At 65.3% G+C, this 24314-nt stretch carries 20 protein-coding genes; 12 read left to right on the top strand and 8 right to left on the bottom strand.

Annotated features, from left to right (window positions below; genetic code table 11):
• From HMPREF2716_RS01610 to HMPREF2716_RS01640, 7 genes are all read right to left on the bottom strand, one after another.
• A partial coding sequence (locus tag HMPREF2716_RS01610) for an alpha/beta fold hydrolase (RefSeq protein ID WP_049263036.1) occupies positions 1–1114 on the bottom strand: 1114 nt, incomplete at its 3' end.
• A 418-nt stretch (positions 1115–1532) separates the two neighbouring features.
• Complete coding sequence (locus HMPREF2716_RS01615; RefSeq protein WP_003095857.1) at positions 1533–1904, bottom strand: gamma-butyrobetaine hydroxylase family protein; 372 nt, start codon at positions 1902–1904, stop codon at positions 1533–1535.
• A 94-nt stretch (positions 1905–1998) separates the two neighbouring features.
• Positions 1999–3342 carry an ATP-dependent protease ATPase subunit HslU gene (gene hslU / locus HMPREF2716_RS01620; RefSeq protein ID WP_003095854.1) on the bottom strand — a complete coding sequence of 448 codons (1344 nt, stop codon included), beginning with the start codon at positions 3340–3342 and terminating at the stop codon, positions 1999–2001.
• 28 nt (positions 3343–3370) lie between these two features.
• Positions 3371–3904 (bottom strand): ATP-dependent protease subunit HslV, encoded by a 534-nt coding sequence (gene hslV, locus HMPREF2716_RS01625; RefSeq protein WP_003095852.1) that lies wholly within the window; start codon positions 3902–3904, stop codon positions 3371–3373.
• 118 nt (positions 3905–4022) lie between these two features.
• On the bottom strand, positions 4023–4718 hold the full coding sequence (locus tag HMPREF2716_RS01630; RefSeq protein WP_003095850.1) for an SPOR domain-containing protein: 696 nt from the start codon (positions 4716–4718) through the stop codon (positions 4023–4025).
• A gap of 34 nt (positions 4719–4752) precedes the next feature.
• On the bottom strand, positions 4753–6516 hold the full coding sequence (gene argS, locus HMPREF2716_RS01635) for an arginine--tRNA ligase (RefSeq protein WP_003110892.1): 1764 nt from the start codon (positions 6514–6516) through the stop codon (positions 4753–4755).
• Between the two features lie 249 nt (positions 6517–6765).
• The gene (locus HMPREF2716_RS01640) at positions 6766–8985 is read right to left on the bottom strand and encodes a primosomal protein N' (RefSeq protein ID WP_003103282.1); all 2220 of its coding nucleotides are present in this window, start codon (positions 8983–8985) and stop codon (positions 6766–6768) included.
• A gap of 175 nt (positions 8986–9160) precedes the next feature.
• Here HMPREF2716_RS01640 and rpmE point away from each other — a divergent pair, with 175 nt between their 5' ends.
• The 4 genes from rpmE to HMPREF2716_RS01660 all read left to right on the top strand — a co-directional run bounded on the left by rpmE (position 9161) and on the right by HMPREF2716_RS01660 (position 13010).
• Positions 9161–9376: a 50S ribosomal protein L31 gene (rpmE, locus tag HMPREF2716_RS01645; protein WP_070621782.1), complete on the top strand. Its 216-nt coding sequence runs from the start codon at positions 9161–9163 to the stop codon at positions 9374–9376.
• A gap of 59 nt (positions 9377–9435) precedes the next feature.
• Entirely contained in the window at positions 9436–10203 is a 768-nt protein-coding gene (locus tag HMPREF2716_RS01650) for a thermonuclease family protein (RefSeq protein WP_003103280.1), read from the top strand.
• Complete coding sequence (locus tag HMPREF2716_RS01655; protein ID WP_070621783.1) at positions 10200–11639, top strand: M48 family metalloprotease; 1440 nt, start codon at positions 10200–10202, stop codon at positions 11637–11639. Before HMPREF2716_RS01650 ends, HMPREF2716_RS01655 begins: the two co-directional genes overlap by 4 nt.
• Positions 11640–11741: 102 nt before the next feature.
• A complete protein-coding gene (locus HMPREF2716_RS01660) occupies positions 11742–13010 on the top strand; it encodes a malic enzyme (RefSeq protein ID WP_003103278.1) in 1269 nt (422 codons plus the stop codon).
• 104 nt (positions 13011–13114) lie between these two features.
• On the opposite strand, the gene HMPREF2716_RS01665 is transcribed toward HMPREF2716_RS01660, so the two are convergent.
• A complete protein-coding gene (locus HMPREF2716_RS01665; protein ID WP_023518163.1) occupies positions 13115–15586 on the bottom strand; it encodes a penicillin-binding protein 1A in 2472 nt (823 codons plus the stop codon).
• Positions 15587–15770: 184 nt separating this feature from the next.
• Here HMPREF2716_RS01665 and pilM point away from each other — a divergent pair, with 184 nt between their 5' ends.
• From pilM to HMPREF2716_RS01705, 8 genes are read left to right on the top strand one after another with little or no spacing between them, the layout of a single operon-like run.
• Positions 15771–16835 (top strand): type IV pilus assembly protein PilM, encoded by a 1065-nt coding sequence (gene pilM / locus HMPREF2716_RS01670; RefSeq protein ID WP_003110888.1) that lies wholly within the window; start codon positions 15771–15773, stop codon positions 16833–16835.
• The gene (gene pilN / locus HMPREF2716_RS01675) at positions 16835–17431 is read left to right on the top strand and encodes a type 4a pilus biogenesis protein PilN (RefSeq protein ID WP_003095839.1); all 597 of its coding nucleotides are present in this window, start codon (positions 16835–16837) and stop codon (positions 17429–17431) included. The genes pilM and pilN overlap by 1 nt, the downstream gene beginning before the upstream one ends.
• Positions 17428–18051, top strand: a complete 624-nt coding sequence (gene pilO, locus HMPREF2716_RS01680) for a type 4a pilus biogenesis protein PilO (RefSeq protein WP_003103268.1) — start codon at positions 17428–17430, stop codon at positions 18049–18051. Before pilN ends, pilO begins: the two co-directional genes overlap by 4 nt.
• Positions 18048–18572, top strand: a complete 525-nt coding sequence (gene pilP, locus HMPREF2716_RS01685; protein WP_003095836.1) for a type 4a pilus biogenesis lipoprotein PilP — start codon at positions 18048–18050, stop codon at positions 18570–18572. Before pilO ends, pilP begins: the two co-directional genes overlap by 4 nt.
• A 53-nt stretch (positions 18573–18625) precedes the next feature.
• A complete protein-coding gene (gene pilQ, locus HMPREF2716_RS01690) occupies positions 18626–20770 on the top strand; it encodes a type 4a pilus secretin PilQ (RefSeq protein ID WP_070621784.1) in 2145 nt (714 codons plus the stop codon).
• Positions 20771–20781: 11 nt separating this feature from the next.
• Positions 20782–21300 (top strand): shikimate kinase AroK, encoded by a 519-nt coding sequence (aroK, locus tag HMPREF2716_RS01695; protein WP_003095833.1) that lies wholly within the window; start codon positions 20782–20784, stop codon positions 21298–21300.
• A gap of 49 nt (positions 21301–21349) precedes the next feature.
• The gene (gene aroB / locus HMPREF2716_RS01700; RefSeq protein ID WP_003112148.1) at positions 21350–22456 is read left to right on the top strand and encodes a 3-dehydroquinate synthase; all 1107 of its coding nucleotides are present in this window, start codon (positions 21350–21352) and stop codon (positions 22454–22456) included.
• Between the two features lie 6 nt (positions 22457–22462).
• Complete coding sequence (locus HMPREF2716_RS01705) at positions 22463–24118, top strand: AAA family ATPase (RefSeq protein WP_015503769.1); 1656 nt, start codon at positions 22463–22465, stop codon at positions 24116–24118.
• Positions 24119–24314 lie beyond the last annotated feature (196 nt).

Consider the following 24314-nt stretch of genomic DNA (forward strand, 5'->3'; position numbering starts at 1 on the left):
TGGGGCGCATCCAGGCGAACACCTTGGCCATGTCCTTGCCTTCCAGCACGCCGGACTGGTAGGAGCGACGCTTGGCGGCCTCCAGGGTCTTCTCGTCGGCGAACAGCGCGACCTGGGTATTCAGTTCGAAGTCGAGCACGCTGACCAGTTGGGTGAAGGCGTTGACCTTCTTCTCGCCGCTGGCCACGTAGTGGCCGACCAGGGTCGCGGTGGTGATCCCGCCGGAGCAGGCGCCGAGGAGGTTGAGGTCCTTGCTGCCGGTGATCGACAGGACTACCTCGATGGCCTCCTTGAGCGCCTCGATATAGGTGGTCAGGCCCCATTCGCGCTGCGACTTGGTCGGGTTGCGCCAACTGACGATGAAGGTCTGCACGCCGTTGCGCAGGCAGAAGCGCGCCAGGCTCTTGTCCGGCGACAGGTCGAAGACGTAGAACTTGTTGATCTGCGGCGGCACCACCAGCAGCGGGCGTTCGTGCACCGACTCGGTGATCGGCCGGTACTGGATCAGTTCCAGCACGTCGTTGCGGAACACCACGGCGCCCTCGGTGGTGGCCAGGTTCTTGCCCACCTCGAAGGCGTCCATGTCCACCTGGCTCGGCATCCCGCCGTTGTTCACCAGGTCCTTGGCCAGGTGGCCGAGGCCGTCCAGCAGGCTCTTGCCGCCGGTCTCGAAGAAGCGCTTGACCGCCGCCGGGTTGCTCAGGCTGTTGGTCGGCGACATCGCCTCGGTCAGCAGGTTGATGACGAACTGGCCACGACTGATGTCCTGCGGCGACAGGTCGCTGTGGCTGATCCAGCTGTGCAGCTCCTTGCGCCAGGCCAGGTAGGTCTGCATGTAGCGCTTGTACAGCGGATTCTGGCTCCAGGCCGGATCGGAAAAGCGTCGGTCGTCATCGCCTGGGCGTAGCTCCGACTGGCCGAGCAGGACGTTCTTCAGCTCCAGGCTGAAATGCGCCACGTGCCTGGCGCTGTGCAGCGGCTGGCGCACCGCCTGGAGCAGGACCATGCGCGCGGAGGTGAGCAGGTCCTTGCCCCGGATGCCGATCACCGGATTCAGGTTCAGCGTGTTTTCCGCGGCTTGCTTGGGAAGCTCGTTATTGTTCTTCTGACTCATCGGCAACGCTCCATTGTTCGAGGCGAAACAGGGGACCGCAACGAAACCGGGGACCAGGTGTCCGGCCGGCTACTGCTCGACTACCAGCCCACCCGCACGTTTCAGGGCGGGGCGGACGCACGTCAGGGAAGGGAACCCGGACAAGGGGCTGCACCGTCTTGGTTACGCGAGTTTCCGCTGGCGTGCAAGCTGGCAGAAGCATCGGTGGCCGGCGTGGCTGGCCCGGCGAGCGGCCGACCTGCGGACTAGAGCGTTGCTGCCGTGCAGGGTAGGACATTCGCCGTGGCGACCGCGCCGACCGGATGTCTGGCCTGGCAGTCTGCGGGGCGAATGTTGCAAATGACGTGCCCTCGTTCGGGGCAGCGGGGAAAAATCGCCTGGATGCCGTGTGCCGCGAAGGGGCACTCGGCCCGGCGCTTCAGAGCATCAGCTTGACGACCGACTCGTCGGGGTCGCGCGACTTGCCGGCGCTGGCCAGCTCCGCCAGGTAGTCGGCCCATAGCTGGTCCTTGCGGGTCGCCAGCTCGTACAGGTAGTCCCAGGTGAACAGGCCGCTGTCGTGGCCGTCGTCGAAGCTCAGCTTAAGTGCGTACTGGCCGGCGGGTTCGACGCCGACCAGGCCGACGTTCAGCTTGCCGTACTGCAATACCGGGTTGCCGTGGCCCTGGACCTCGGCCGAGGGCGAATGCACGCGGAGGAACTCGGCAGGCAGGTCGTAGCTATCCTCGCCGTAGCGCAGGGTCAGGGTCTTCGAGGCTTTGTGCAGCTGGATGGCGGAAGGGATACGCATCGCATCGGACTCGCGGAAGGGCGGAGTACAAGGATACCCCGGTTCGGGACCGCGCGGCCCGCCGCCACGGTGTTGGCCGTGGCGGCGGCGGTGGTCAAAGGATGTAGCGGGACAGGTCCTCGTCCTCGGCCAGCTCGCCGAGGTGGCTGTTGACGTAGCCGGCATCGATCAGGATCGGCTTGTCGCTATGCTCGCTGGCCAGGTCGGCGGCGCTGAACGAGACCTCTTCCAGCAGCCGCTCGAGCAGCGTATGCAGGCGGCGGGCACCGATGTTCTCGGTCTTCTCGTTGACCTGCCAGGCGATCTCGGCAAGGCGCTTGATGCCGTCCTCGGCGAACTCGATGGCCAGCCCCTCGGTCTTCAGCAGCTCGCGGTACTGCTCGGTGAGCGAGGCATGCGGCTCGGTGAGGATGCGCTCGAAATCGTTCGGACTGAGGGCCTTGAGCTCCACGCGGATCGGCAGGCGGCCCTGCAGCTCGGGAACCAGGTCGCTCGGCTTGCTCAGGTGGAAGGCGCCGGAGGCGATGAACAGGATGTGGTCGGTCTTGACCATGCCCAGCTTGGTGTTCACCGTGCAGCCCTCGATCAGCGGCAGCAGGTCGCGCTGTACGCCCTCGCGGGAGACGTCGGCGCCGCCGGCGTTGGCGCGCTTGGCGATCTTGTCGATCTCGTCGATGAAGACGATGCCGTGCTGCTCGACCGCCTCCAGGGCGCGTGCCTTGAGCTCTTCCTCGTTGACCAGGCGCACCGCCTCTTCGTCGCGGATCAGCTTCAGGGCCTCGGCGACCTTCAGCTTGCGGGTCTTCTTCTTGCCCTTGCTCATGCCGGAGAACAGGTTCTGCAACTGGTTGGTCATCTCCTCCATGCCGGGCGGGGCCATGATCTCCACGCCGGCCGGGTTGTCGGCCACCTCGATGTCGATTTCCTTGTCGTCCAGCTGGCCTTCGCGCAGGCGCTTGCGGAACAGCTGGCGGGTGTTGCTGTCCTCGCGTGCCGGCTCGTCGCCGAAGCCCATGGCGGGACGCGCGGCCGGCAGCAGGGCATCGAGGATGCGCTCTTCGGCGGCGTCCTCGGCGCGATACTTGACCTTCTGGATCTCCTGTTCGCGGAGCATCTTCACCGCGGCGTCGGCGAGATCGCGGATGATCGATTCGACGTCGCGTCCGACATAGCCGACCTCGGTGAACTTGGTCGCCTCGACCTTGATGAACGGCGCGTTCGCCAGGCGCGCCAGGCGGCGGGCGATCTCGGTCTTTCCGACGCCGGTGGGGCCGATCATGAGGATGTTCTTCGGTGTTACCTCGGCGCGCAGCTCGGCCGGCAGTTGCATGCGTCGCCAGCGGTTGCGCAGGGCGATGGCGACGGCGCGCTTGGCGTCGTCCTGGCCGATGATGTGGCGGTTGAGTTCGTGGACGATCTCGCGGGGCGTCATGGACATTCGTTTACTCCAGCGGGGGACGAGCGCTTCAGACGGCGCTGTCCAGCTCCTCGATGGTCAGGTTCTGGTTGGTGAAGACGCAGATCGAGCCGGCGATGTTCAGCGCGGTCTCGGCGACTTCCCGAGCGCTCAGCTCGGCGTTGTGCTGCAGCAGGGCCAGGGCCGCGGCCTGGGCGAAGCCGCCGCCGGAGCCCATGGCGATCAGGCCGTGTTCGGGTTCGACCACGTCGCCGTTGCCGGTGATGATCAGCGAGGCATCCTTGTTGGCGACCGCGAGCATGGCTTCGAGGCGGCTCAGGGAGCGGTCGGTGCGCCAGTCCTTGGCCAGTTCGACGGCGGCGCGGACCAGGTGCCCCTGGTGTTTCTCCAGTTGCTGCTCGAAGCGTTCGAACAGGGTGAAGGCATCGGCGGTGGCGCCGGCGAAACCGGCCAGTACCTGACCGTGATACAGGCGCCGGACCTTCTTGGCGTTGCCTTTCATCACGGTGTTGCCCAGGGAAACCTGGCCGTCGCCGCCCATGACGACTTTGCCGTTGCGGCGGACAGATACGATGGTGGTCAAGGGGGAAATCTCCACACTGCGGGGCCGAATGCCCGGAATGCTGGGAGATATAGGGGCGATCCGCGGCTTTTCAACCGCACGCACCGCCGTGCGTCGGAACGCACGGCGTGGCCCGCGTTCAGCGGGCCTTGCGTTGCTGTAACAGCAGGTTGCTGAAGCCGTTGGAGGACAGTGTCTTCTGCGCCTGGGACAACTGGTCGCGGCTGTTGAACGGGCCGACCATCACCCGGTACCAGGTCTCGTCGCGGACGTTGCCGGCCTCGACGTTCACCGACTGCCCGAGCAGGATGATCTGCGCGCGCACGCGGTCGGCGTCGGACTGCTTGCGGAACGAGCCGGCCTGCAGGAAGAACTGCGTGCTGGCGGCGACCACCGCTTTCGGCAGCGGCGGTGGCACCTGCCCGGCGAGTGCGGCCTTGGCCCGCGCTTCGTCGGCCTTGGCCAGCTCGGCGGGGGTGGGCGGCGGCGGGGCCTTCTCCGGTACCGCTTCCGGCGGCACCACGACCTCGGACTCCGGCAGCAGGGTGTAGAACTCGTACTTCGGCTTGGCCTGGGCCGGCGTCTGCGTTTGCGCGGGCTGCTGGGCCTGGCCGTTCTGCTGCGGCTGCTTGCCCTGCACGGCGGCCGGGCGCTGGGCGTCCGGGCGTTCGCGCTGGACGTCCTTGCGCCCGGGTTCGAGCTTCATCAGGAACATGATGAAGCCGCCGATGGCCAGGCCGGCGACCAGCCAGACCCAGCCGGGAACGCCGTTCTTCGCGGCGGGCGCCTGGTAGCGGCTGGCGCCGCGCTTGGGGGCGGGTTTCTTCTTTGCCATGGGGGTTCCCGGACTCCTGTTCGGGCGGGTTCGATTACATGCGTTCCAGAGTCTTCAGACCGAGCAGCTCCAGGCCCTGTTCCAGGGTACGGCCGGTCAGCGCGGCGAGACGCAGGCGGCTGTCCTTCTGCGCCGGGTCCTCGGCGGTGAGGATCGGGCAATGCTCGTAGAAGCTGGAGAACAGCCCGGCCAACTCGTACAGGTAGGCGCAGAGCAGGTGCGGCACGCCCTTGAGCGCGACGTTGTTGATCAGGTCGCCGAACTGCGCCAGCTGTGCGGCCAGGGCCAGCTCCTGGGGCTGCTCGAGGACGATCTTCCCGCCCAGTTGCTCGCGGCCCTGGCCGAGCTTGCGGAAGACGCTGGCCACGCGGGTGCAGGCGTAGAGCAGGTAGGGTGCGGTGTTGCCTTCGAAGCTCAGCATCAGTTCGAAGTTGAAGCTGTAGTCGCTGGTGCGGTGCTTGGACAGGTCGGCGTACTTCACCGAGTCGATCCCCACCACCCGGCCGATCTCGCGCAGCTGGACCTCGTCGAACGGCTCCTCGCCACGCTCGGCGCGCTGCTCGTTGCGTTCCTTGACCAGCGCATAGGCGCGGCTCTCGGCCTCTTCCAGCAGGTCGATCAGCTTCACCGTACCGCCGTCGCGGGTCTTGAACGGACGGCCGTCGGCGCCGTTCATGGTGCCGAAGCCCATGTGCTCCAGCTCCATGCCGGCCGGAACGAAACCGGCGCGCCGCGCCACTTCGAAGACCTGCTGGAAGTGCAGGGCCTGGCGCTGGTCGACGAAGTACAGCACGCGGTCGGCGTGCAGCACGTTGTGCCGATAACGCATGGCGGCGAGGTCGGTGGTGGCGTAGAGGTAGCCGCCGCCGGCCTTCTGCACGATCACCGGGAGCGGATTGCCCTCGGCGTTCTTGAACTCTTCGAGGAAGACGCACAACGCGCCGTTGTCTTCGGTGAGCAGGCCCTTGGCGGTCAGGTCGGCGACCACCTGGGCGAGGTCGTCGTTGTAGGCGCTCTCGCCCATGACGTCGGCCATGCTCAGCTTCACGCCGAGACGGTCGTAGACCTTCTGGCAGTGCGACAGGGAAATCTCGTTGAAGCGGGTCCACAGGCGCAGGCAGTCGGGGTCGCCGGCCTGCAGCTTGACTACCAGTTCGCGGGCGCGGTCGGCGAATTCGGGAGACTCGTCGAAGCGTTTCTTCGCCGCGCGGTAGAAGACCTCCAGGTCGTGCAGCTCGGCCTCGGCGTCGACCGGTTGCTCTTCCAGGTAGGCGAGCAGCATGCCGAACTGGGTGCCCCAGTCGCCGACATGGTTCTGCCGGATCACCGTGTCGCCGAGGAACTCGAGGACGCGCGCGACGGCGTCGCCGATGATGGTCGAACGCAGGTGGCCGACGTGCATCTCCTTGGCCAGGTTCGGCGAGGACAGGTCGATCACCACGCGCTGCGCCGGGCCTGCCTTGCGCACGCCGAGACGTTCGTCGGCGAGTGCGCGGTCGAGGCTGGCGGCGAGCCAGACGTGATCCTGGAAGAAGTTGAGGAAGCCGGGGCCGGCGATCTCCACCTTGGCCAGTTGCTCGTGGGCGGGGATTGCCTCGACCAGCCTGGCGGCCAGGTCGCGCGGCTTCATCCCGGCCGGCTTGGCCAGCATCATGGCGATGTTGCTGGCGAAATCGCCGTGGCTACGGTCCTTGGTGTTCTCCACCTGGATGTCCGGGGTCAGGCCGGCGGGCAGGGTGCCGTCCGCGGTCAGTTGGTCGAGGGCTTGCTGGATCAGCTGGCGAATCGTGTCTTTCATCGTTTTTCTCCGTGCTCGCGGGCAGAGGGGCGGCGCGCGACGGTCGGGCAGGGGAAGGGCCGGCGGATGCGGCGCTCCGAAGTTCACTCCCCGCGATGTGCGCGGGGTGGCCGGTCGAGGCTCAGAACCGCGCATTATCCGTGGGCGGACAGGCGTTGCCAACCGTTGCGGCGATTAGCCGACAGTTTGCGCCGGACATCGCGGATTCCGGCTGACCCCAGTCAAGCGGGGCGTCTTCCTGGAAGGCGCTCAGAACAGGTCGATCGGATCGATATCGAGCGACCAGCGCACCTGGCGCCCGCCGGGCAACTGTTCGAGGCTCTGCAGCCAGGGCGTCAGCAGGCGATGCAGCGGCGCCCGGCTCATGCACTGCAGCAGCAGTTGCGCGCGGTGCTTGCCGGCACGCCGCTCCATGGGCGCGGGCACCGGCCCGAGCAGTTCCACCTCCGGTCCGCCCATCTGCTCGAGCAATTGCTCGGCGGCACTGCAGGCGCTGTCGAGGAAGGCTTCCGCCTGGCCCGGCTTGTGCGCTTCGGCGCGCAGCAGGGCGAGGTGGGCGAAGGGCGGCAGGCCGGCGGCGCGGCGTTCGCTGAGGGCCTGTTCGGCAAAGGCGAAGTAGCCGTCCTCGGTGAGCTGGACCAGCAGCGGGTGATCGGCCAGGTGGGTCTGGATCAGTACCCGTCCGGGCTCCTCGGCGCGTCCTGCGCGGCCGGCGACCTGGACGATCTGCTGGGCCATGCGTTCGCTGGCGCGGAAGTCGGCGGAAAACAGGCCGCCATCGGCATCGAGGATCGCCACCAGGGTGACCCGTGGGAAGTGGTGCCCCTTGGCGAGCATCTGGGTGCCGACCAGGATGCATGGCTCACCGCTGTTGATGGTGGCGAAGAGGTCGCGCATGGCGTGCTTGCGCGAGGTGCTGTCGCGGTCGATGCGCAGCACCGGATGGTTCGGGAAGAGAATCCGCAGGCGTTCCTCGGCGCGCTCGGTGCCGGCGCCTACCGGACGCAGGTCGAGCTTGCCGCACTGCGGGCAGTTCATCGGCGGCCGCTGGCGGTGGTCGCAGTGGTGGCAGCGCAACTCGCCGCTGCCCTGGTGCACGGTCATCCGCGCGTCGCAGCGCGGGCATTGGCTGATCCAGCCGCAGTCGTGGCAAAGCAGGGTCGGAGCGAAGCCGCGGCGGTTGAGGAACACCAGGACCTGCTGGCCGGCCGCCAGGGTATCGCCGATGGCCTGTTGCAGCGGGCGGGAAAGGCCGGCGTCGAGCGGCATGCTCTTCACGTCGAGGCGGATGAATTTCGGCGGGTGCGCGCCACCGGCGCGCTGGGTCAGGCGCAGCAGGCCGTAGCGGCCGGCCTGGGCGTTGTGCAGGCTTTCCAGGGCGGGCGTGGCCGAACCGAGCAGGATCGGCACGTTCTCCAGGCGTGCGCGTACCAGTGCCAGGTCGCGGGCGTGGTAGCGCAGTCCGTCCTGCTGTTTATAGGAGGCGTCGTGTTCCTCGTCGACGATGATCAGTCCCGGCCGCTTCAGCGGCGTGAACAGTGCCGAGCGGGTGCCGATGACGATGTCGGCCTCGCCATCCCGGGCGGCGAGCCAGGCGTCGAGGCGCTCGCGGTCGGTCAGGGCCGAATGCAGCAGGGCGATGCGCGCGTTGAAGCGGCGTTCGAAACGCGCCAGGGTCTGCGGCCCCAGGTTGATCTCGGGAATCAGCACCAGGGCCTGGCGGCCTGCGGCCAGGGTTTCGCGGATCAGTTGCAGGTAGACCTCGGTCTTGCCGCTGCCGGTGACCCCGGCCAGCAGGAAGCAATGGAAACCGCCGTGGCTGGCGCGAACCGCCTCGAAGGCGGCGCGCTGCTCGGGGTTCAGCGGCAACTCCGCCTGGGCCAGCCAGCCGCCTTCGCGCGGCGGGGTGCTGTGGCGCCGCACCTCCAGTTCGACCAGGCCTTTTTCCTTGAGCAGGTCGAGGCTGTCCTTGTTTATCTGCAACTGGTTCAGCAACTCATGGGACACCCCGTGCGGATGCTGCTTGAGAATCGCCAGGGCCTGGCGCTGGCGCGGCGCCCGGGCCAGGCGCGGATCGTCGAGGCTGGATTGCGCGGTGGCATGCCAGAAGCGCTGCTGGCGCGCCTCGGCCGGCTCGCCCTGGCGCAACAGGTTGGGCAGCGCCCAGGACAGGGTGTCGCCGAGGCTGTGCTGGTAGTACTGGGCGGTCCAGCGACAGAGTTCGAGCAGGTGCGCCGGCATCGGCGGCTTGGCGTCGAGTACCCTGAGGGCAGGCTTGAGCTTGTCTTCGGGTACTTCGGAACGGTCCGTCACCTCTATCAGAACGCCAACCAGCTCCCGGCGCCCGAACGGCAGCAGCAGGCGAATCCCCGGCTGTAGGGCGCTGCGCGGAATGCCGCGGGGCGCGCGGTAGTCGAACAGGCGGCGGAGTGGCGAAGGCAGGGCTAGGCGTAGGATCAGGTCTGACACTCAGCGGCTTCCGGGGATGAAGGAAACGAGGACTGGGCCGGCGATGTTAGCAGACGACCGGCGGGCGGGGTCGCTTGCATAGATGAATCGGTCTGGTATGATCCACGCCCTTAATTACGTGCGGTGCCTGGTAAACGCGCTGGGTGGCGGCACACAACGCCTCGAGGATTGAATCATGAAAGCGGACATCCATCCGACTTACGAAGCTATCGAAGCTACCTGCAGCTGCGGTAACGTCATCAAGCCCCGTTCCACCCTGTGCAAGCCGATCCACCTGGACGTGTGCTCCGAATGCCACCCGTTCTACACCGGCAAGCAGAAGGTGCTGGACACCGGCGGCCGTATCGACCGCTTCAAGCAGCGTTTCGGCGTATTCGGCGCCACCAAGTAAGCCGCTTGCCGCGAACGCGCGCAATGCTACTTGTCGCTGTACCGAGAAAGGCGTCCCTGGTGGGCGCCTTTTTCATGTCCGTGGTTTCCGCCTTCGCCGGTGCGGCGGAGGCCTGCCGGCCTACCGGCGCCTTGCAGAACGTCGAGGTGGCGCGGGTGGTGGACGGCGATACCGTGCGCCTGCGCGATGGCCGCAGCGTGCGGCTGATCGGCATCAACGCGCCTGAGCTGGCGCACAACGGTCGCACCACCGAGCCCTTCGCCGAAGCCGCGAAGCAGCGACTGCAGGCGCTGGTATCGGCCAGCGACGGGCGTCTCGCCCTGCAGCCGGGCCGCCAGGCCCGCGATCACTACGGGCGGACCCTGGCGCACCTGTTCGATGCCAGCGGCGCCAACCTCGAGGCGCGCCTGCTCGGCGAGGGCCTGGGCTACCTGGTGGCGGTCGCGCCGAACACCGAGCTGACGGCCTGTCAGCAAGCGGCGGAACGTGCAGCGCGTTCGGCTAATCTGGGTGTATGGAAGCGTTCGCCGGTGCTTTCGCTCGATCGACTGGCGCAGAGCGGCTTCGCCGTGGTCCGCGGGCGGGTGCTCGAGGTCGAACGCAACCGGGGCGGTATCTGGCTGGAGATGGACGGTCCGCTGGTCCTGCGGATCGAGCCGAAGGTGCTCAAGGCGTTCGATGCGAAACGGGTGATGCAGATGGCGGGACGTTCGCTGGAAGTGCGTGGCTGGGTGGTCGATCGTTCCCGCCGTGGCGCTGTGCCGGCCGGCAAGGCGCGCTGGCAGATGTCGGTGACCGATCCGGCGATGCTGGAATGGTTGCCATGAAGACCGCCTGGCTCCTGCTGCTGTTGCTGGGAGTCGGCGCGCTGGGCGGCTGCGCGGTGAACCCGGCCACCGGCAAGAGCGATTTCGTGATGATGAGCGAGCAGCAGGAACTCGGCATGGGCGCTCGCTACAACCAGGAAATCCTCAAGCAGTTCCCCCGCTACAACGATGAAAAGCTCCAGGCCTACGTGCAACGGGTAGGCGAGCGGGTCGCCCGCAGCAGCCACCGCAGCAATCTGCAATATCATTTCACCGTCATCGATTCGCCGGACATCAACGCCTTCGCCCTGCCGGGCGGCTACATCTATATCCATCGCGGACTGATCGCCTACCTTGGCTCCGAGGCCGAACTGGCCGCGGTGCTCTGTCATGAGGTCGGCCACGTCACGGCGCGCCACAGCGTGCGCCAGCAGAGCCAGGCCAGCGCCTGGAACATCCTTGGCCAGGCGGTGGCGATCGGCACCGGGGTCGGTGCCGCCGGCGACCTGGCCAACGTGCTCGGCACGGCCTTCGTCCGCGGCTACGGGCGTGACATGGAACTGGAAGCCGATGGTCTCGGCGCTCAGTACCTGGCCCGCGCCGGCTACGATCCGACGGCGATGATCCAGGTGGTGCGGGTGCTGAAGAACCAGGAGGACTTCGCTCGCGAAGAGGCTGCGCGCAATGGCCAGGCGGTACAGGCCGGCGGCTACCACGGGTTGTTCGATACCCATCCGGACAACGACCGGCGTCTGCAGGAAGTGGTCGGCCCGGCCCGGCAACTGGCCAACGGACAGCAGGAAGTGGGGCGCGAGGTCTTTCTTCGCCATCTGGAAGGCATGCCGTTCGGCGACTCGGCATCGGCCGGGGTGCGTCGCGGGCAGAACTTCTACCATGCCGAGCTGGACTTCACCCTGAGCTATCCGGCGGGCTGGAAGATCCTCAACCAGCCCAGTGCCCTGCTTGGCTATCCGGCGGACGAGCAGTCGTTCATCGGCATGAAGCTGGTGCCCCATGATTCCCGCCTGACGCCCGCGGAGTTCCTGCGCAAGAACGCCGGGCAACGGCTGGCCCAGGAAGAGTCGCTGAAGCAGGCAGGACTGAACGGCTACACGGCGGTGGTGCCAGGCAACCCGGCGCGACGGGTTGCTGTGATCTACCAGGGCGACCGCGCCTACCTGTTCGTCGGCGTGGTCAAGGTCGGTTCCCTGGAGACCCAGGACGACCGCTTCCTCAGCGTGATCCGCAGCTTCCGTCCGCTGCGCGACAAGGAGCGGGCCCTGGCGCAGCCGCGACGCCTGCACCTGGTGCAGGTCAAGGCGGGGCAGACGCTGGAGCAATTGGCGGCTGGCGGCGAGGGGTCATTGAGTGACTCCGTGGCTCGTCTGCGTCTGCTGAATGACCTTTATCCGAGCGGTGAACCCCGTCCGGGCGATTGGCTTAAAGTCGTACGCTAGAGGTCTTGACAGCCGGGTCCTGACGATCTTGTGGGGCGTCGTCTTCTTGCGTATGCTCGGTCGCCCCGTCTGTCCAACAAGCAATAAAGCGGAAGTGCCCAAATGTCCGATCTTAAAACCGCTGCCCTCGAATATCACGCACAACCCCGTCCGGGAAAACTGAGTGTCGAGCTGACCAAACCCACCGCTACCGCCCGGGACCTGTCCCTGGCCTACAGCCCGGGTGTCGCCGAGCCGGTGCGTGAAATCGCCCGCGATGCCGAGCTGGCCTACCAGTACACCGGCAAGGGCAACCTGGTGGCAGTGATTTCCGACGGCACCGCGATTCTCGGCCTGGGTAACCTCGGCCCGCTGGCCTCCAAGCCGGTGATGGAAGGCAAGGGTGTGCTGTTCAAGCGCTTCGCCGGCATCGACGTGTTCGACATCGAGGTCGACGCCGAGAGCCCGCAGGCTTTCATCGATACCGTCAAGCGTATTTCCATCACCTTCGGCGGTATCAACCTCGAGGACATCAAGGCTCCCGAGTGTTTCGAGATCGAGCGCGCGCTGATCGAACAGTGCGACATCCCGGTGTTCCACGATGACCAGCACGGCACCGCCATCGTTACCGCGGCGGGCATGCTCAACGCGCTGGAACTGGCCGGCAAGAAGCTGGAAGAAGCGAAGATCGTCTGCCTCGGCGCCGGCGCTGCCGCCATCTCCTGCATGAAGCTGCTGGTGAGCATGGGCGCCAAGGTCGAGAACATCTACATGATCGACCGCAAGGGCGTGATCCACGCCGGTCGCGACGACCTGAACCAGTACAAGTCGGTGTTCGCCACCGAGACCGACAAGCGCACCCTGGCCGACGCCCTGGAGGGCGCCGACGTGTTCGTCGGCCTGTCCGGCGCCAACCTGCTGGAGCCGGAAGACCTCAAGCGCATGGCGCCGAACCCGATCGTGTTCGCCTGCTCGAACCCGGACCCGGAGATCAAGCCGGAACTGGCCCATGCCACCCGTAACGACGTGATCATGGCTACCGGTCGTTCCGACTATCCGAACCAGGTCAACAACGTGCTCGGTTTCCCCTTCATCTTCCGTGGTGCCCTGGACGTACGTGCCACGCGCATCAACGAAGAGATGAAGATCGCCGCCGCCCTGGCCCTGCGCGACCTGGCCAAGCAGCCGGTCCCGGAAGACGTCTGCGCCGCCTATGGCGTGGACAAGCTGGAATTCGGCCGCGAGTACATCATTCCGAAGCCGATGGACAAGCGCCTGATCACCGTGGTCTCCGATGCCGTGGCCAAGGCTGCCATCGAGACCGGCGTGGCTACCCTGCCGTATCCGAAGAACTATCCGCTGAAATCGGTGGACGACGTCTTCAACGGCTGATCGATCGATCCGCCGGATAAAAAGAAACCCCGCCTTGGCGGGGTTTCTTTTTGCCTGCGCCTCGCGCTCCCGTCGTCGCCAACGAAGCGCAGGCGCCGGCCGGTTCAGAACAGGTCGATCGGCGCGCCTTCGTCATCCGGCAGCGGGCTGCCAGGGAAGCTGCCTGGCGGCAGTTCATTGACCGAGGGCGGGGTATCCTCGTTCTTGAACATCTCGAAATAGGCGCCGGGAGTGCCCGGCGCGGCCGAACGGCCGGTCACCGGGTCGATGCGCAGGCTGACGATGCCTGGCGGCTCGGCCATGGTGTGCATCGGCTTGTCCTTGAGGGCGAAGCCCATGTACCTGATCCAGATCGGCAGCGCGACGGTACCGCCGTACTCGCGGCGACCCAGGGTCTCCGGCTGGTCGAAGCCGACCCAGACGCTGGTCACGTAGTCGGAGTTGTAGCCGGAGAACCAGCCATCCTTGGAATCGTTGGTGGTGCCGGTCTTGCCGGCTAGGTCGGTGCGCTTCAGCGCCAGGGCGCGACGCCCGGTACCGCGCTTGATCACGTCCTGCAGCATGCTGGTCATGATATAGGCGGTACGGGCATCGATGATCCGCTCGGCCGGGGTCGGCTCGAAGGTGGTCTGGGCCTTGGCGGCGACTTGCTGGGCTTCGATCGAACCTTCGCCTTCGGCGCTCTCCGGATGCTCGGGGTCACCAGGATTCCCGGCGTCTTCCGCATCCGGCGCAGCGACCTGTTCTTCCACCGGCACGCGGGGCGGATTGGCCTGGTACAGCACCTGTCCGTCGCGGCTCTCGATGCGTTCGATGACGTACGGATTGACCTTGTAGCCGCCGTTGGCGAATACGCTCCAGGCGCCGGCGATTTCCATCGGTGTGACTGTCGCGGTACCCAGGGCCAGGGAGAAGTTGCGCGGCAGTTCGTCGCGCTGGAAGCCGAACTTGGTGATGTAGCTGATCGCCCGCTCGATGCCCAGGCCCTGCAGGACGCGGATCGAGACCATGTTGCGGGACTTGTACAGGGCTTCGCGCAGCGGGATCGGGCCGAGGAAGGTATTGGTGTCGTTCTTCGGTCGCCAGACCTTGTCCAGGTACTCGTCGACGAACACGATCGGCGCATCGTTGACCAGGCTGGCGGCGGTGAAGCCGTTGTCCAGGGCCGCGCTGTAGATGAACGGCTTGAAACTGGAGCCCGGCTGGCGCTTGGCCTGGATCGCGCGGTTGTAGTTGCTCTGCTCGAAGGAGAAGCCGCCGACCAGCGAGCGGATCGCCCCGTCCTTCGGGTCGAGGGAGATCAGCGCGCTCTGTGCGGCGGGAATCTGTACGAAGCGCAGGGTGCCGTCTTCCTGGCGCTGCACGCGGATCTGGTCGCCGGCCTGGGCCACGTCGGCGGGCTGGCGCGGCATCGGGCCCATGCTGTTGTTGCTGAGGAAGGGGCGTGCCCATTTCATGCTGTCCCAGGTCACGGCTTCTTCCTTGCCGTCGCGGGTCATCACCATGATCCCGCTCTTTTCCACCTGGGTGACGATCGCCGGCTCCAGGCCGCCGATGCTGCGCTGCTGGCCCAGGTGCTTGAGCCAGGCGTCGCGGGTCTGGCCCGGCAGGCGGGTCTCCGGGCCGCGGTAGCCGTGGCGCTGGTCATAGTCGATGAGGCCGTCGCGGACCGATTGGCTGGCGGCGTTCTGCAGGTCGCTGCGGACCGTGGTGATGACCTTGTAGCCCTCGGTATAGGCCTCGCTGCCGTAGCGGCCGACCATCTCGGCACGGGCCATCTCGGCGATGTAGGGCGCATTCAGTTCGGGGGTCTGCACGTGGTAGGAGGCGTTGATCGGCTCCTCGACGGCGGCCTGGTAGCGTTGCTGGTCGATGAAGCCGAGCTTGAGCATGCGCTCGAGGATCCAGTTGCGCCGCTCCGTACTGCGGGTCGGGTTGACCAGCGGGTTGTAGCGCGAGGGCGCTTTCGGCAGGCCGGCGATCATCGCCATCTCGGCCAGGCTCAAGTCTTTGATCGGCTTGCCGTAATAGACCTGTGCGGCAGCCTCGATGCCATAGGCACGGTTGCCCAGGTAGATCTTGTTGACGTAGAGCTCGAGGATCTCGTCCTTGGTCAGCTGTCGCTCGATCTGCAGGGCCAGGAGGATTTCATTGATCTTTCGCGAGAAGCTTCTTTCATTGGTAAGGAAGTAGTTCTTCGCTACCTGCATGGTGATGGTGCTGCCGCCAGTCTGGATGTGACCGCTTTTCAATAATTGCGCGGCGGCGCGCATTAGGCTTTTCACATCGACGCCATAATGGTTGGCGAAATTGTCGTCCTCGGCGGACAGCAGGGCATGGATGAAGTCCTGCGGGATGTCGGAGAAGCGGATCGGCGTCCGACGCATCTCGCCGAACTCGGAGATCAGCTTGCCGTCCTCGCTGTAGACCTTGAGGGGGATCTGCAGCTGGACGTTACGCAGAGCTTCCACCGAGGGCAGGCTGGGACTCAGATAGAGATAGGCGCCGCTGAAACTGAGCAGCACTCCACAAATCAGGGTGACGCAAGTCCACCACAGGAACTTCAGCAGGCGCATGGGTAGATTCGGATTTCCAGGAAAAAGAAAGAGTTAAGCGAATAGGACAGGAAAAAGGCAAAAGCTGTTCACATTATAAGCAATTTTTCTGTGACCTAGCCATTTGCCTGGCCTTCGGCTCTGGTATCTAATGTGAAAAAAGAAGAATCGTTCGTAAGTATTGAACGCTAATAGGGAATTGGTCGTGCTAGGGCTCATAAAGAAGAAAGCGAACACCTTGCTGGGGATCGACATCAGCTCGACCTCGGTAAAGCTCCTTGAGTTGAGCCGCTCCGGAGGCCGCTACAAAGTGGAGGCCTATGCCGTCGAGCCGCTTCCGCCGAATGCAGTCGTGGAAAAGAACATCGTCGAGCTGGAAGGGGTCGGCCAGGCGTTGTCACGGGTGCTGGTCAAGGCGAAAACCAACCTGAAGTCGGCCGTGGTCGCCGTCGCCGGTTCGGCGGTGATCACCAAGACCATCGAGATGGAAGCCGGGCTTTCCGAGGATGAACTGGAAAACCAGCTGAAGATCGAGGCCGACCAGTACATCCCCTATCCGCTGGAGGAAGTCGCCATCGACTTCGAGGTCCAGGGACTCTCCGCGCGCAATCCCGAGCGCGTGGACGTACTCCTGGCCGCCTGTCGGAAAGAGAACGTCGAGGTTCGCGAAGCGGCCCTGGCGCTGGCCGGCCTGACCGCCAAGGTGGTCGACGTCGAGGCCTACGCGCTGGAGCGCTCCTATGCGCTGCTGAGCAGCCAGCTGGGTGCCGACACCGACCAGTTGACCGTGGCGGTAGTGGACATCGGCGCGACCATGACCACCCTGAGCGTCCTGCACAACGGACGCACCATCTATACCCGCGAACAGCTGTTCGGCGGTCGCCAGCTCACCGAGGAGATCCAGCGGCGTTACGGACTCTCGGTGGAGGAAGCCGGTCTCGCCAAGAAGCAGGGCGGTCTTCCGGATGACTACGACAGCGAAGTTCTGCGTCCGTTCAAGGACGCCGTGGTGCAGCAGGTTTCCCGCTCGCTGCAGTTCTTCTTCGCCGCCGGACAGTTCAACGACGTCGACTACATCGTCCTGGCGGGCGGTACGGCGTCTATCCAGGATCTCGATCGGTTGATCCAGCAGAAGATCGGCACCCCGACCCTGGTCGCCAACCCGTTCGCCGACATGGCGCTGAACGGCAAGGTGAATGCCGGCGCCCTGGCCAGCGACGCTCCGGCGTTGATGATCGCCTGCGGCCTGGCGTTGAGGAGTTTCGACTGATGGCACGGATCAACCTTCTACCCTGGCGCGAAGAGCTGCGCGAGCAGCGCAAGCAGCAGTTCCTGGTGATTCTTGGCGGCGTCCTGGTGGCATCGGCTGCGCTGGTATTCCTTGGCGACCAGTACTTCACCGCGGCCATCGAGAACCAGAACGCCCGCAACGACTTCCTGCGCAAGGAAATCGTCGTACTCGACGCCCGGATCAAGGAAATCAGCGAACTGAAGTCGCGGCGCCAGCAATTGCTCGAGCGGATGAAGATCATCCAGGACCTGCAGGGCAACCGTCCCATCATCGGACGGGTGTTCGACCAGCTCGTGCGGACCTTGCCCGACGGCGTGTATTTCACCGACCTGAAGATGACCGGCAAGAACATCGCCATCGCCGGCGCGGCCGAGTCCAATAACCGCGTTTCCAATCTCATGCGCAACATGGACGCGTCCGAGTGGCTGACCGCCCCGACCCTGAACGAGGTCAAGGCGGTGACCCAGGGCGCGGTGGACCAGGCCAACGTGTTCCAACTGACCGTGCAGCAGACGCAGCCCGGCGAGGAAGACGCCAAGGCGAAGCATGGGGTTGCGCAAGGAGCCAAGAAATGAGTCTGGCCAGTTCCCTGGAAAGTCTGCGCAAGATCGATATCAACGATCTCGACCTGAACAACATCGGTTCCTGGCCGGCGGCGGTCAAGGTCATCGTCTGCGTGCTGCTGACCGCGGCGGTCCTGGCGCTGGGCTACAACTTCCATCTGAGTGACATGCAGGCTCAGCTCGAACAGCAGGCCGCGGAAGAGGAGACGCTCAAGCAGCAGTTCTCCACCAAGGCCTTCCAGGCCGCGAACCTGGAAGCCTACAAGGCACAGATGAAGGAGATGGAAGAGTCCTTTGGCGCCTTGCTGCGGCAGTTGCCCAGCGACACCGAGGTACCCGGGCTGCTCGAGGACATCACTCGTACCGGCCTGGGCAGCGGCCTGGAGTTCGAGGAAATCAAGCTGCTTCCCGAGGTTGCCCAGCAGTTCTACATCGAGCTGCCGATCCAGATCAGCGTGGTCGGCGGCTACCACGACCTGGCGACCTTCGTCAGCGGCGTGTCCAGCCTGCCGCGGATCGTCACCCTGCATGACTTCGAGATCAAGCCGGTCGCGCCCGGCAGCACGTCCAAGCTGCGCATGAGCATCCTGGCCAAGACCTATCGCTACAACGACAAGGGGCTGAAGAAATGAGAGCCCGCCTGATTCTGAGCAGCCTGCTGCTCGCCAGCCTGGCCGGATGCGGCGGCGGTTCCGATTTCGCCGATCTGCAGTCCTACATGGACGAGGTTCGCGCCCGGCCCAAGGGCACCATCGAGCCGTTGCCGAAGTTCCAGCCGTACGAGGCCTTCACCTATAGCGCCGCGTCGCTACGCAGCCCGTTCCAGCCGCCGGTGAAGATCGACCTGACCGTGCGGCAGAAGGGCAACAAGGTGATCAAGCCCGACGAGACGCGGGTCAAGCAGTTCCTGGAAGGCTTCAACATCGAGACCTTCGAGATGGTCGGCACCCTGTCCAACGCCCAGGGCACCTTCGCCCTGGTGAAGGGCGCGGGTGGCGTGCACCGGGTGAGGGTCGGGGACTACCTGGGGCGCAACGACGGCAAGGTCGTCGGCATCAGCGAAGGAAAAATAGACGTGATCGAAATCGTTCCTGACGGAGAGGGGAACTGGCTGGAGCGTCCGCGCAGCCTGACTCTCAAGGAACGCTCCTGAGGGCGGGGAAAAACATGCATAACCAACAGCAGTCTGTACAACGGAGTCGGACGATGAACAGTGGCCTCTCGCGCCTCGGGATCGCTTTGCTGGCCGCCATGTTCGCGCCGGCATTGCTCGCCGCGGACCTGGAGAAACTCGACGTGGCGGCACTGCCTGGCGACCGGGTCGAGCTAAAGCTGCAGTTCGACGAGCCCGTCGCCGCGCCGCGTGGCTATACCATCGAGCAGCCGGCGCGAATCGCCCTCGATCTGCCGGGGGTGCAGAACAAACTCGGCACCAAGAATCGCGAGCTGAGCGTGGGCAATACGCGCAGCGTCACGGTGGTCGAGGCGAAGGATCGCACACGGTTGATCATCAACCTGACCACGCTGTCGTCCTACACCACCCGGGTGGAAGGCAACAACCTCTTCGTGGTGGTCGGCAATTCGCCGGCCGGCGCCAGCGTCGCTTCCGCCGCTCCGGTCAAGGCAAGCCCGGCTCCGGCCAGCTATGCCCAGCCGATCAAGCTCAAGCCGTACGTGCCGGCGGGTCGTGCCATCCGCAACATCGATTTCCAGCGTGGCGAAAAGGGCGAGGGCAACGTGGTCATCGACCTGTCCGACCCGACCTTGAGCCCGGATATTCAAGAACAGGGCGGCAAGATCCGCCTGGACTTCGCCAAGACCCAGCTGCCGGATGCGCTGCGGGTTCGCCTGGACGTCAAGGACTTCGCCACGCCGGTGCAGTTCGTCAACGCCAGCGCGCAATCCGACCGTACCAGCATCACCATCGAACCGAGCGGGCTCTACGACTATCTGGTCTACCAGACCGACAATCGCCTGACCGTCAGCATCAAGCCGATGACCACGGAAGACGCCGAGCGGCGCAAGAAGGACAATTTCGCCTATACCGGTGAGAAACTGTCGCTGAACTTCCAGGACATCGACGTGCGTTCGGTGCTGCAGCTGATCGCCGACTTCACCGACCTGAACCTGGTGGCCTCGGATACCGTGCAGGGCAATATCACCCTGCGCCTGCAGAACGTGCCGTGGGACCAGGCGCTGGACCTGGTACTGAAGACCAAGGGCCTGGACAAGCGCAAGCTCGGCAACGTACTGCTGGTGGCCCCGGCCGACGAGATCGCCGCCCGTGAGCGCCAGGAGCTGGAAGCGCAGAAGCAGATCGCCGAGTTGGCGCCACTGCGCCGGGAACTGATCCAGGTGAACTACGCCAAGGCCGCGGACATCGCCAAGCTGTTCCAGTCGGTGACCAGCGATGGTGGCCAGGAAGGCAAGGAAGGCGGGCGCGGCTCGATCACCGTCGACGACCGCACCAACAGCATCATCGCCTATCAGCCCCAGGAGCGACTGGACGAACTGCGGCGGATCGTTTCGCAGCTGGATATTCCGGTGCGCCAGGTGATGATCGAGGCACGCATCGTCGAGGCTAACGTCGGTTACGACAAGAGTCTCGGTGTGCGCTGGGGCGGCGCTTATCACAAGGGCAACTGGAGCGGCTACGGCAAGGACGGCAATATCGGGATCAAGGACGAGGACGGCATGAACTGCGGCCCGATTGCCGGTAGCTGTACCTTCCCGACCACGGGTACCAGCAAGTCGCCGTCGCCGTTCGTCGACCTCGGTGCCAAGGATGCCACCTCCGGGATCGGCATCGGCTTCATCACCGACAACATCATCCTCGACCTGCAACTGTCGGCGATGGAAAAGACCGGCAACGGCGAGATCGTCTCCCAACCCAAGGTCGTGACCTCGGACAAGGAAACCGCGAAGATCCTCAAGGGCTCGGAAGTCCCCTACCAGGAGGCCAGTTCCAGCGGCGCTACCAGCACCTCGTTCAAGGAAGCCGCGCTGTCCCTCGAGGTGACCCCGCAGATCACCCCGGACAACCGGATCATCGTCGAAGTCAAGGTGACCAAGGACGCGCCGGATTACCAGAATATGTTGAACGGCGTACCTCCTATCAACAAGAACGAGGTCAACGCCAAGATCCTGGTCAACGACGGCGAGACCATCGTCATCGGCGGCGTGTTCAGTAACGAGCAGAGCAAGTCGGTGGAGAAGGTGCCGTTCCTCGGCGAACTGCCTTACCTGGGGCGGCTGTTCCGGCGTGATACCGTCACCGACCGGAAAAACGAACTTCTGGTTTTCCTGACACCGCGGATCATGAATAATCAGGCCATCGCAATCGGTCGCTGATATCGAACAACGTGGTCAACCTGATCCTCGTCGGCCCGATGGGTGCTGGAAAGAGCACCATCGGGCGCCTGCTCGCCAAGGAGCTGCATCTCGCGTTCAAGGACTCCGACAAGGAGATCGAACAGCGGTGCGGCGCGAATATCCCATGGATCTTCGATGTCGAGGGCGAGGTCGGTTTCCGCGAGCGCGAGCAGGCCATGCTCACCGAACTCTGCGCCGCCGACGGCATGGTGATCGCCACCGGCGGCGGGGCGGTGATGCGCGACGGTAACCGCCAGGTGCTGCGCGCCGGTGGCCGGGTTGTGTACCTGCATGCCTCGGTCGAGCACCAGATCGCGCGCACGGCGCGGGACCGCAACCGCCCCTTGTTGCAGAAGCCCAACCCGGGACAGATCCTCCGCGACCTGATGGCGCTGCGCGACCCGCTCTACCGCGAAATCGCCGATGTGGTGGTGGAGACCGACGAAAGGCCGCCGCGCCTGGTCGTCCAGGAAATTCTCGAACGCCTGCGCAAGTTGCCGCCCCGCTGAGGCGCGGCGAATTGCGTTATCCTATTGCCCTTTCCTGTCTGGGGGCCTCATGCGCACACTTCACGTCGATCTAGGCGAGCGTAGCTATCCCATTTACATCGGTGAAAACCTGCTGGGCGACGCCCGCTGGTTCGCGCCGCATATCGTCGGTCGCCGGGTCGCGGTGATCAGCAACGAAACGGTCGCTCCTCTCTATCTGGAAACCCTGCTCAAGGCACTGCAAGGCCACGAGGTCACCCCTGTGGTGCTGCCCGACGGCGAGGCCTACAAGCAGTGGGAAACCCTGCAACTGATCTTCGATGCCCTGCTGAAGGAGCGGCATGACCGCAAGACTACCCTGATCGCCCTGGGCGGCGGCGTCATCGGTGACATGGCCGGTTTCGCCGCGGCCTGCTACCAGCGTGGGGTCAACTTCATCCAGGTGCCGACCACCCTGTTGTCCCAGGTCGACTCCTCGGTGGGCGGCAAGACCGGGATCAACCATCCGTTGGGCAAGAACATGATCGGTGCGTTCTACCAGCCCCAGGCGGTGGTCATCGACACCGCGTCGCTGAAGACGCTGCCGTCCCGTGAGCTGTCCGCCGGGCTGGCGGAGGTGATCAAGTACGGTTTCATTTGCGACGAACCGTTCATCACCTGGCTGGAAGCGCACATGGATGCCTTGCTGGCACTGGAGCCGACCGTTGTCACCGAGGCCATCGAGCGCTCTTGCGCGGCGAAGGCCCGCGTGGTGGGCGCCGACGAGCGCGAGTCGGGCGTGCGTGCCACGCTGAACCTCGGCCATACCTTCGGTCACGCGATCGAGACCCAGCAAGGTTACGGCGTCTGGTTGCACGGCGAAGCGGTAGGGGCGGGAACCGTGATGGCACTCGAGATGTCGCATCGGTTGGGTTGGCTGAGCGCCGCCGAGCGCGATCGCGGTATCCGCCTGCTGCGCCGGGCTGGCCTGCCCGTGGTACCGCCGGCCGAGATGACGGCGGAAGATTTTATGGAACACATGGCCGTCGACAAGAAAGTGCTCGATGGCCGCCTGCGTCTGGTTTTGCTGCAAGGACTGGGGAATGCCGTGGTCACCGGCGATTTTCCCCGTGAGATCTTGGACGCGACCCTGCGCACCGACTATCGGGCCTTGGCCGACCAGCTTGGAGATGAATGAGGTCCCATGACCAGCTTGCATGCCGATGAGGCCTTCCTGGGCCACTACCAATTCAGTCACGACCCGTTCGCGCCGCGCGTTCCGGGTTTCAAGTTCTTCCCGGCGCAGCGCAAGCCGGTGCTCGGCCAGTTGCACCATCTGGCCCGCTACAGCCAGCTCCTGCTGCTGGTCACCGGGCCCCTGGGCAGCGGCAAGACCCTGCTGCGCCAGGCGCTGGTGGCCAGCACCAACAAGGATGCGGTCCTCAGCGTGGTGATCTCGGCGCGCACCGCCGCCGACGAGACTTCGTTGCTGCGCCAGGTGGCGCAGGGCCTGAGCATCAACCAGGCGAGCCTGGAGGCGATCCTGACCAAGGTGGCGCAGCTGGCGATCACCGGGCAGGACGTCTATCTGATGGTGGATGATGCCGAGCAGCTCCAGGACAGCGCGCTGGAAGTGCTGTTGCTGCTGGCTTCCGGCACCAACGAGGGACGCCTGCATGTATTCCTGTTCGGTGAGCCGTCGTTGCTGCCGCGCCTGGAGGTGTTTTCCGAGGGTGAGGAGCGCTTCCATGCCATCGAGTTGCAGCCATACAGCGAAGAGGAAACCCGCGACTACCTGGCCCAGCGTCTCGAGGGCGCCGGGCAGGGCATCGAGCTGATTTCCAACGACCTGCTGGTGGACATCCACGAGCAGTCGGAAGGCTGGCCGGGAGCGATCAACCAGGTCGCCCGCGATGCCCTGATCGAAGCGATGCTGGCCAATCGTGGCGCAGCGCGCAAGGCAACCGGAGGGTCTTTCAACTTGCCCAAGAAGCATCTGGTGATTCTTGCGGTCGTGGCCATCGGCGTGATCGCCGCCTGGTTCATGCAAGGCAAGAGCAAGCCGGAGGCGCCGCAGACCGCCTCTACCGAATTGTCCATGAATGGCGCTACGCCGGCCCAGGCCCAGCAGCCGGGCAGCGGCCCGGCCGTGGAGTTCAACGGTTCCAGCCAGCCGTTGCCGCTACCGTTGGTCGGCGAGTCGCAGCCGGTCATTCGCGAGCCGCTGGCCCAGGCCGCCGGGCAAGGTGGCGACGACGAAGGCGGCCTGCCGTCCGCCGCGGTGCCGCCTACCGTTTCCAGCTCGGCTCCTCCGGTGACGCCGCTGGCCAACAATGGCGTCACGCCGATGCATCCGGTGCCGCCGGCGCCGACCGAACCGACCGCGCCTGCGGCGACCCCGACTCCGGCGCAGACCCCGGCACCGACCGCGCCGGTCGCCAGCGCCCCGGCCAGCAAGCCGGCCCCGGCCCCCGCTCCGGCCAAGCCGGCGGCGAGCAAGCCGGCCACCACCGCCGCGGCGAAGCCGGCCCCGGCTCCGGCCGCCAAGCCGGCCAGCGGTGGCGGTGCGGGAAGTCAGTGGTATCGCAACCAGTCTGGTGGTAACTTCGCCCTGCAGATCCTCGGTACCGGCTCCGAAGCCAATGCCCAGGCGTTCATTCGCCAGCAGGGCGGCGGCGATTTCCGCTACTTCAAGAAAACCCTGCAAGGCAAGCCGTTCTACGTCGTCACCTATGGCAGCTTCCCGAACCGTGCCGCCGCCCTGGCCGCAGTGAAAAAACTGCCGTCCAAGGTGCAGGCCGGCAAGCCGTGGCCGCGTACCTTCGCCAGCATCCAGCAGGAGATCGGCCAGGCGCATTGATCCGACCTGCCGTCGCCTCTTGACGAAACTCGCTAGTCGTTAGCATGACTGGTGGGTTTCGTCTTTCATTTTGGCGACATTGAATTTCATTTTCTCGCCGCAAAATTTGTGAGGCCTTGTGCACCTATGTACAATGGCCTCCCTTTGCCTGTCGAAAACTCGCCGCATGAGCGGGTGACAGGCGAAGTAGATGACT

Source organism: Pseudomonas sp. HMSC076A11 (genome assembly GCF_001810205.1).
Taxonomy (GTDB): domain Bacteria; phylum Pseudomonadota; class Gammaproteobacteria; order Pseudomonadales; family Pseudomonadaceae; genus Pseudomonas; species Pseudomonas aeruginosa.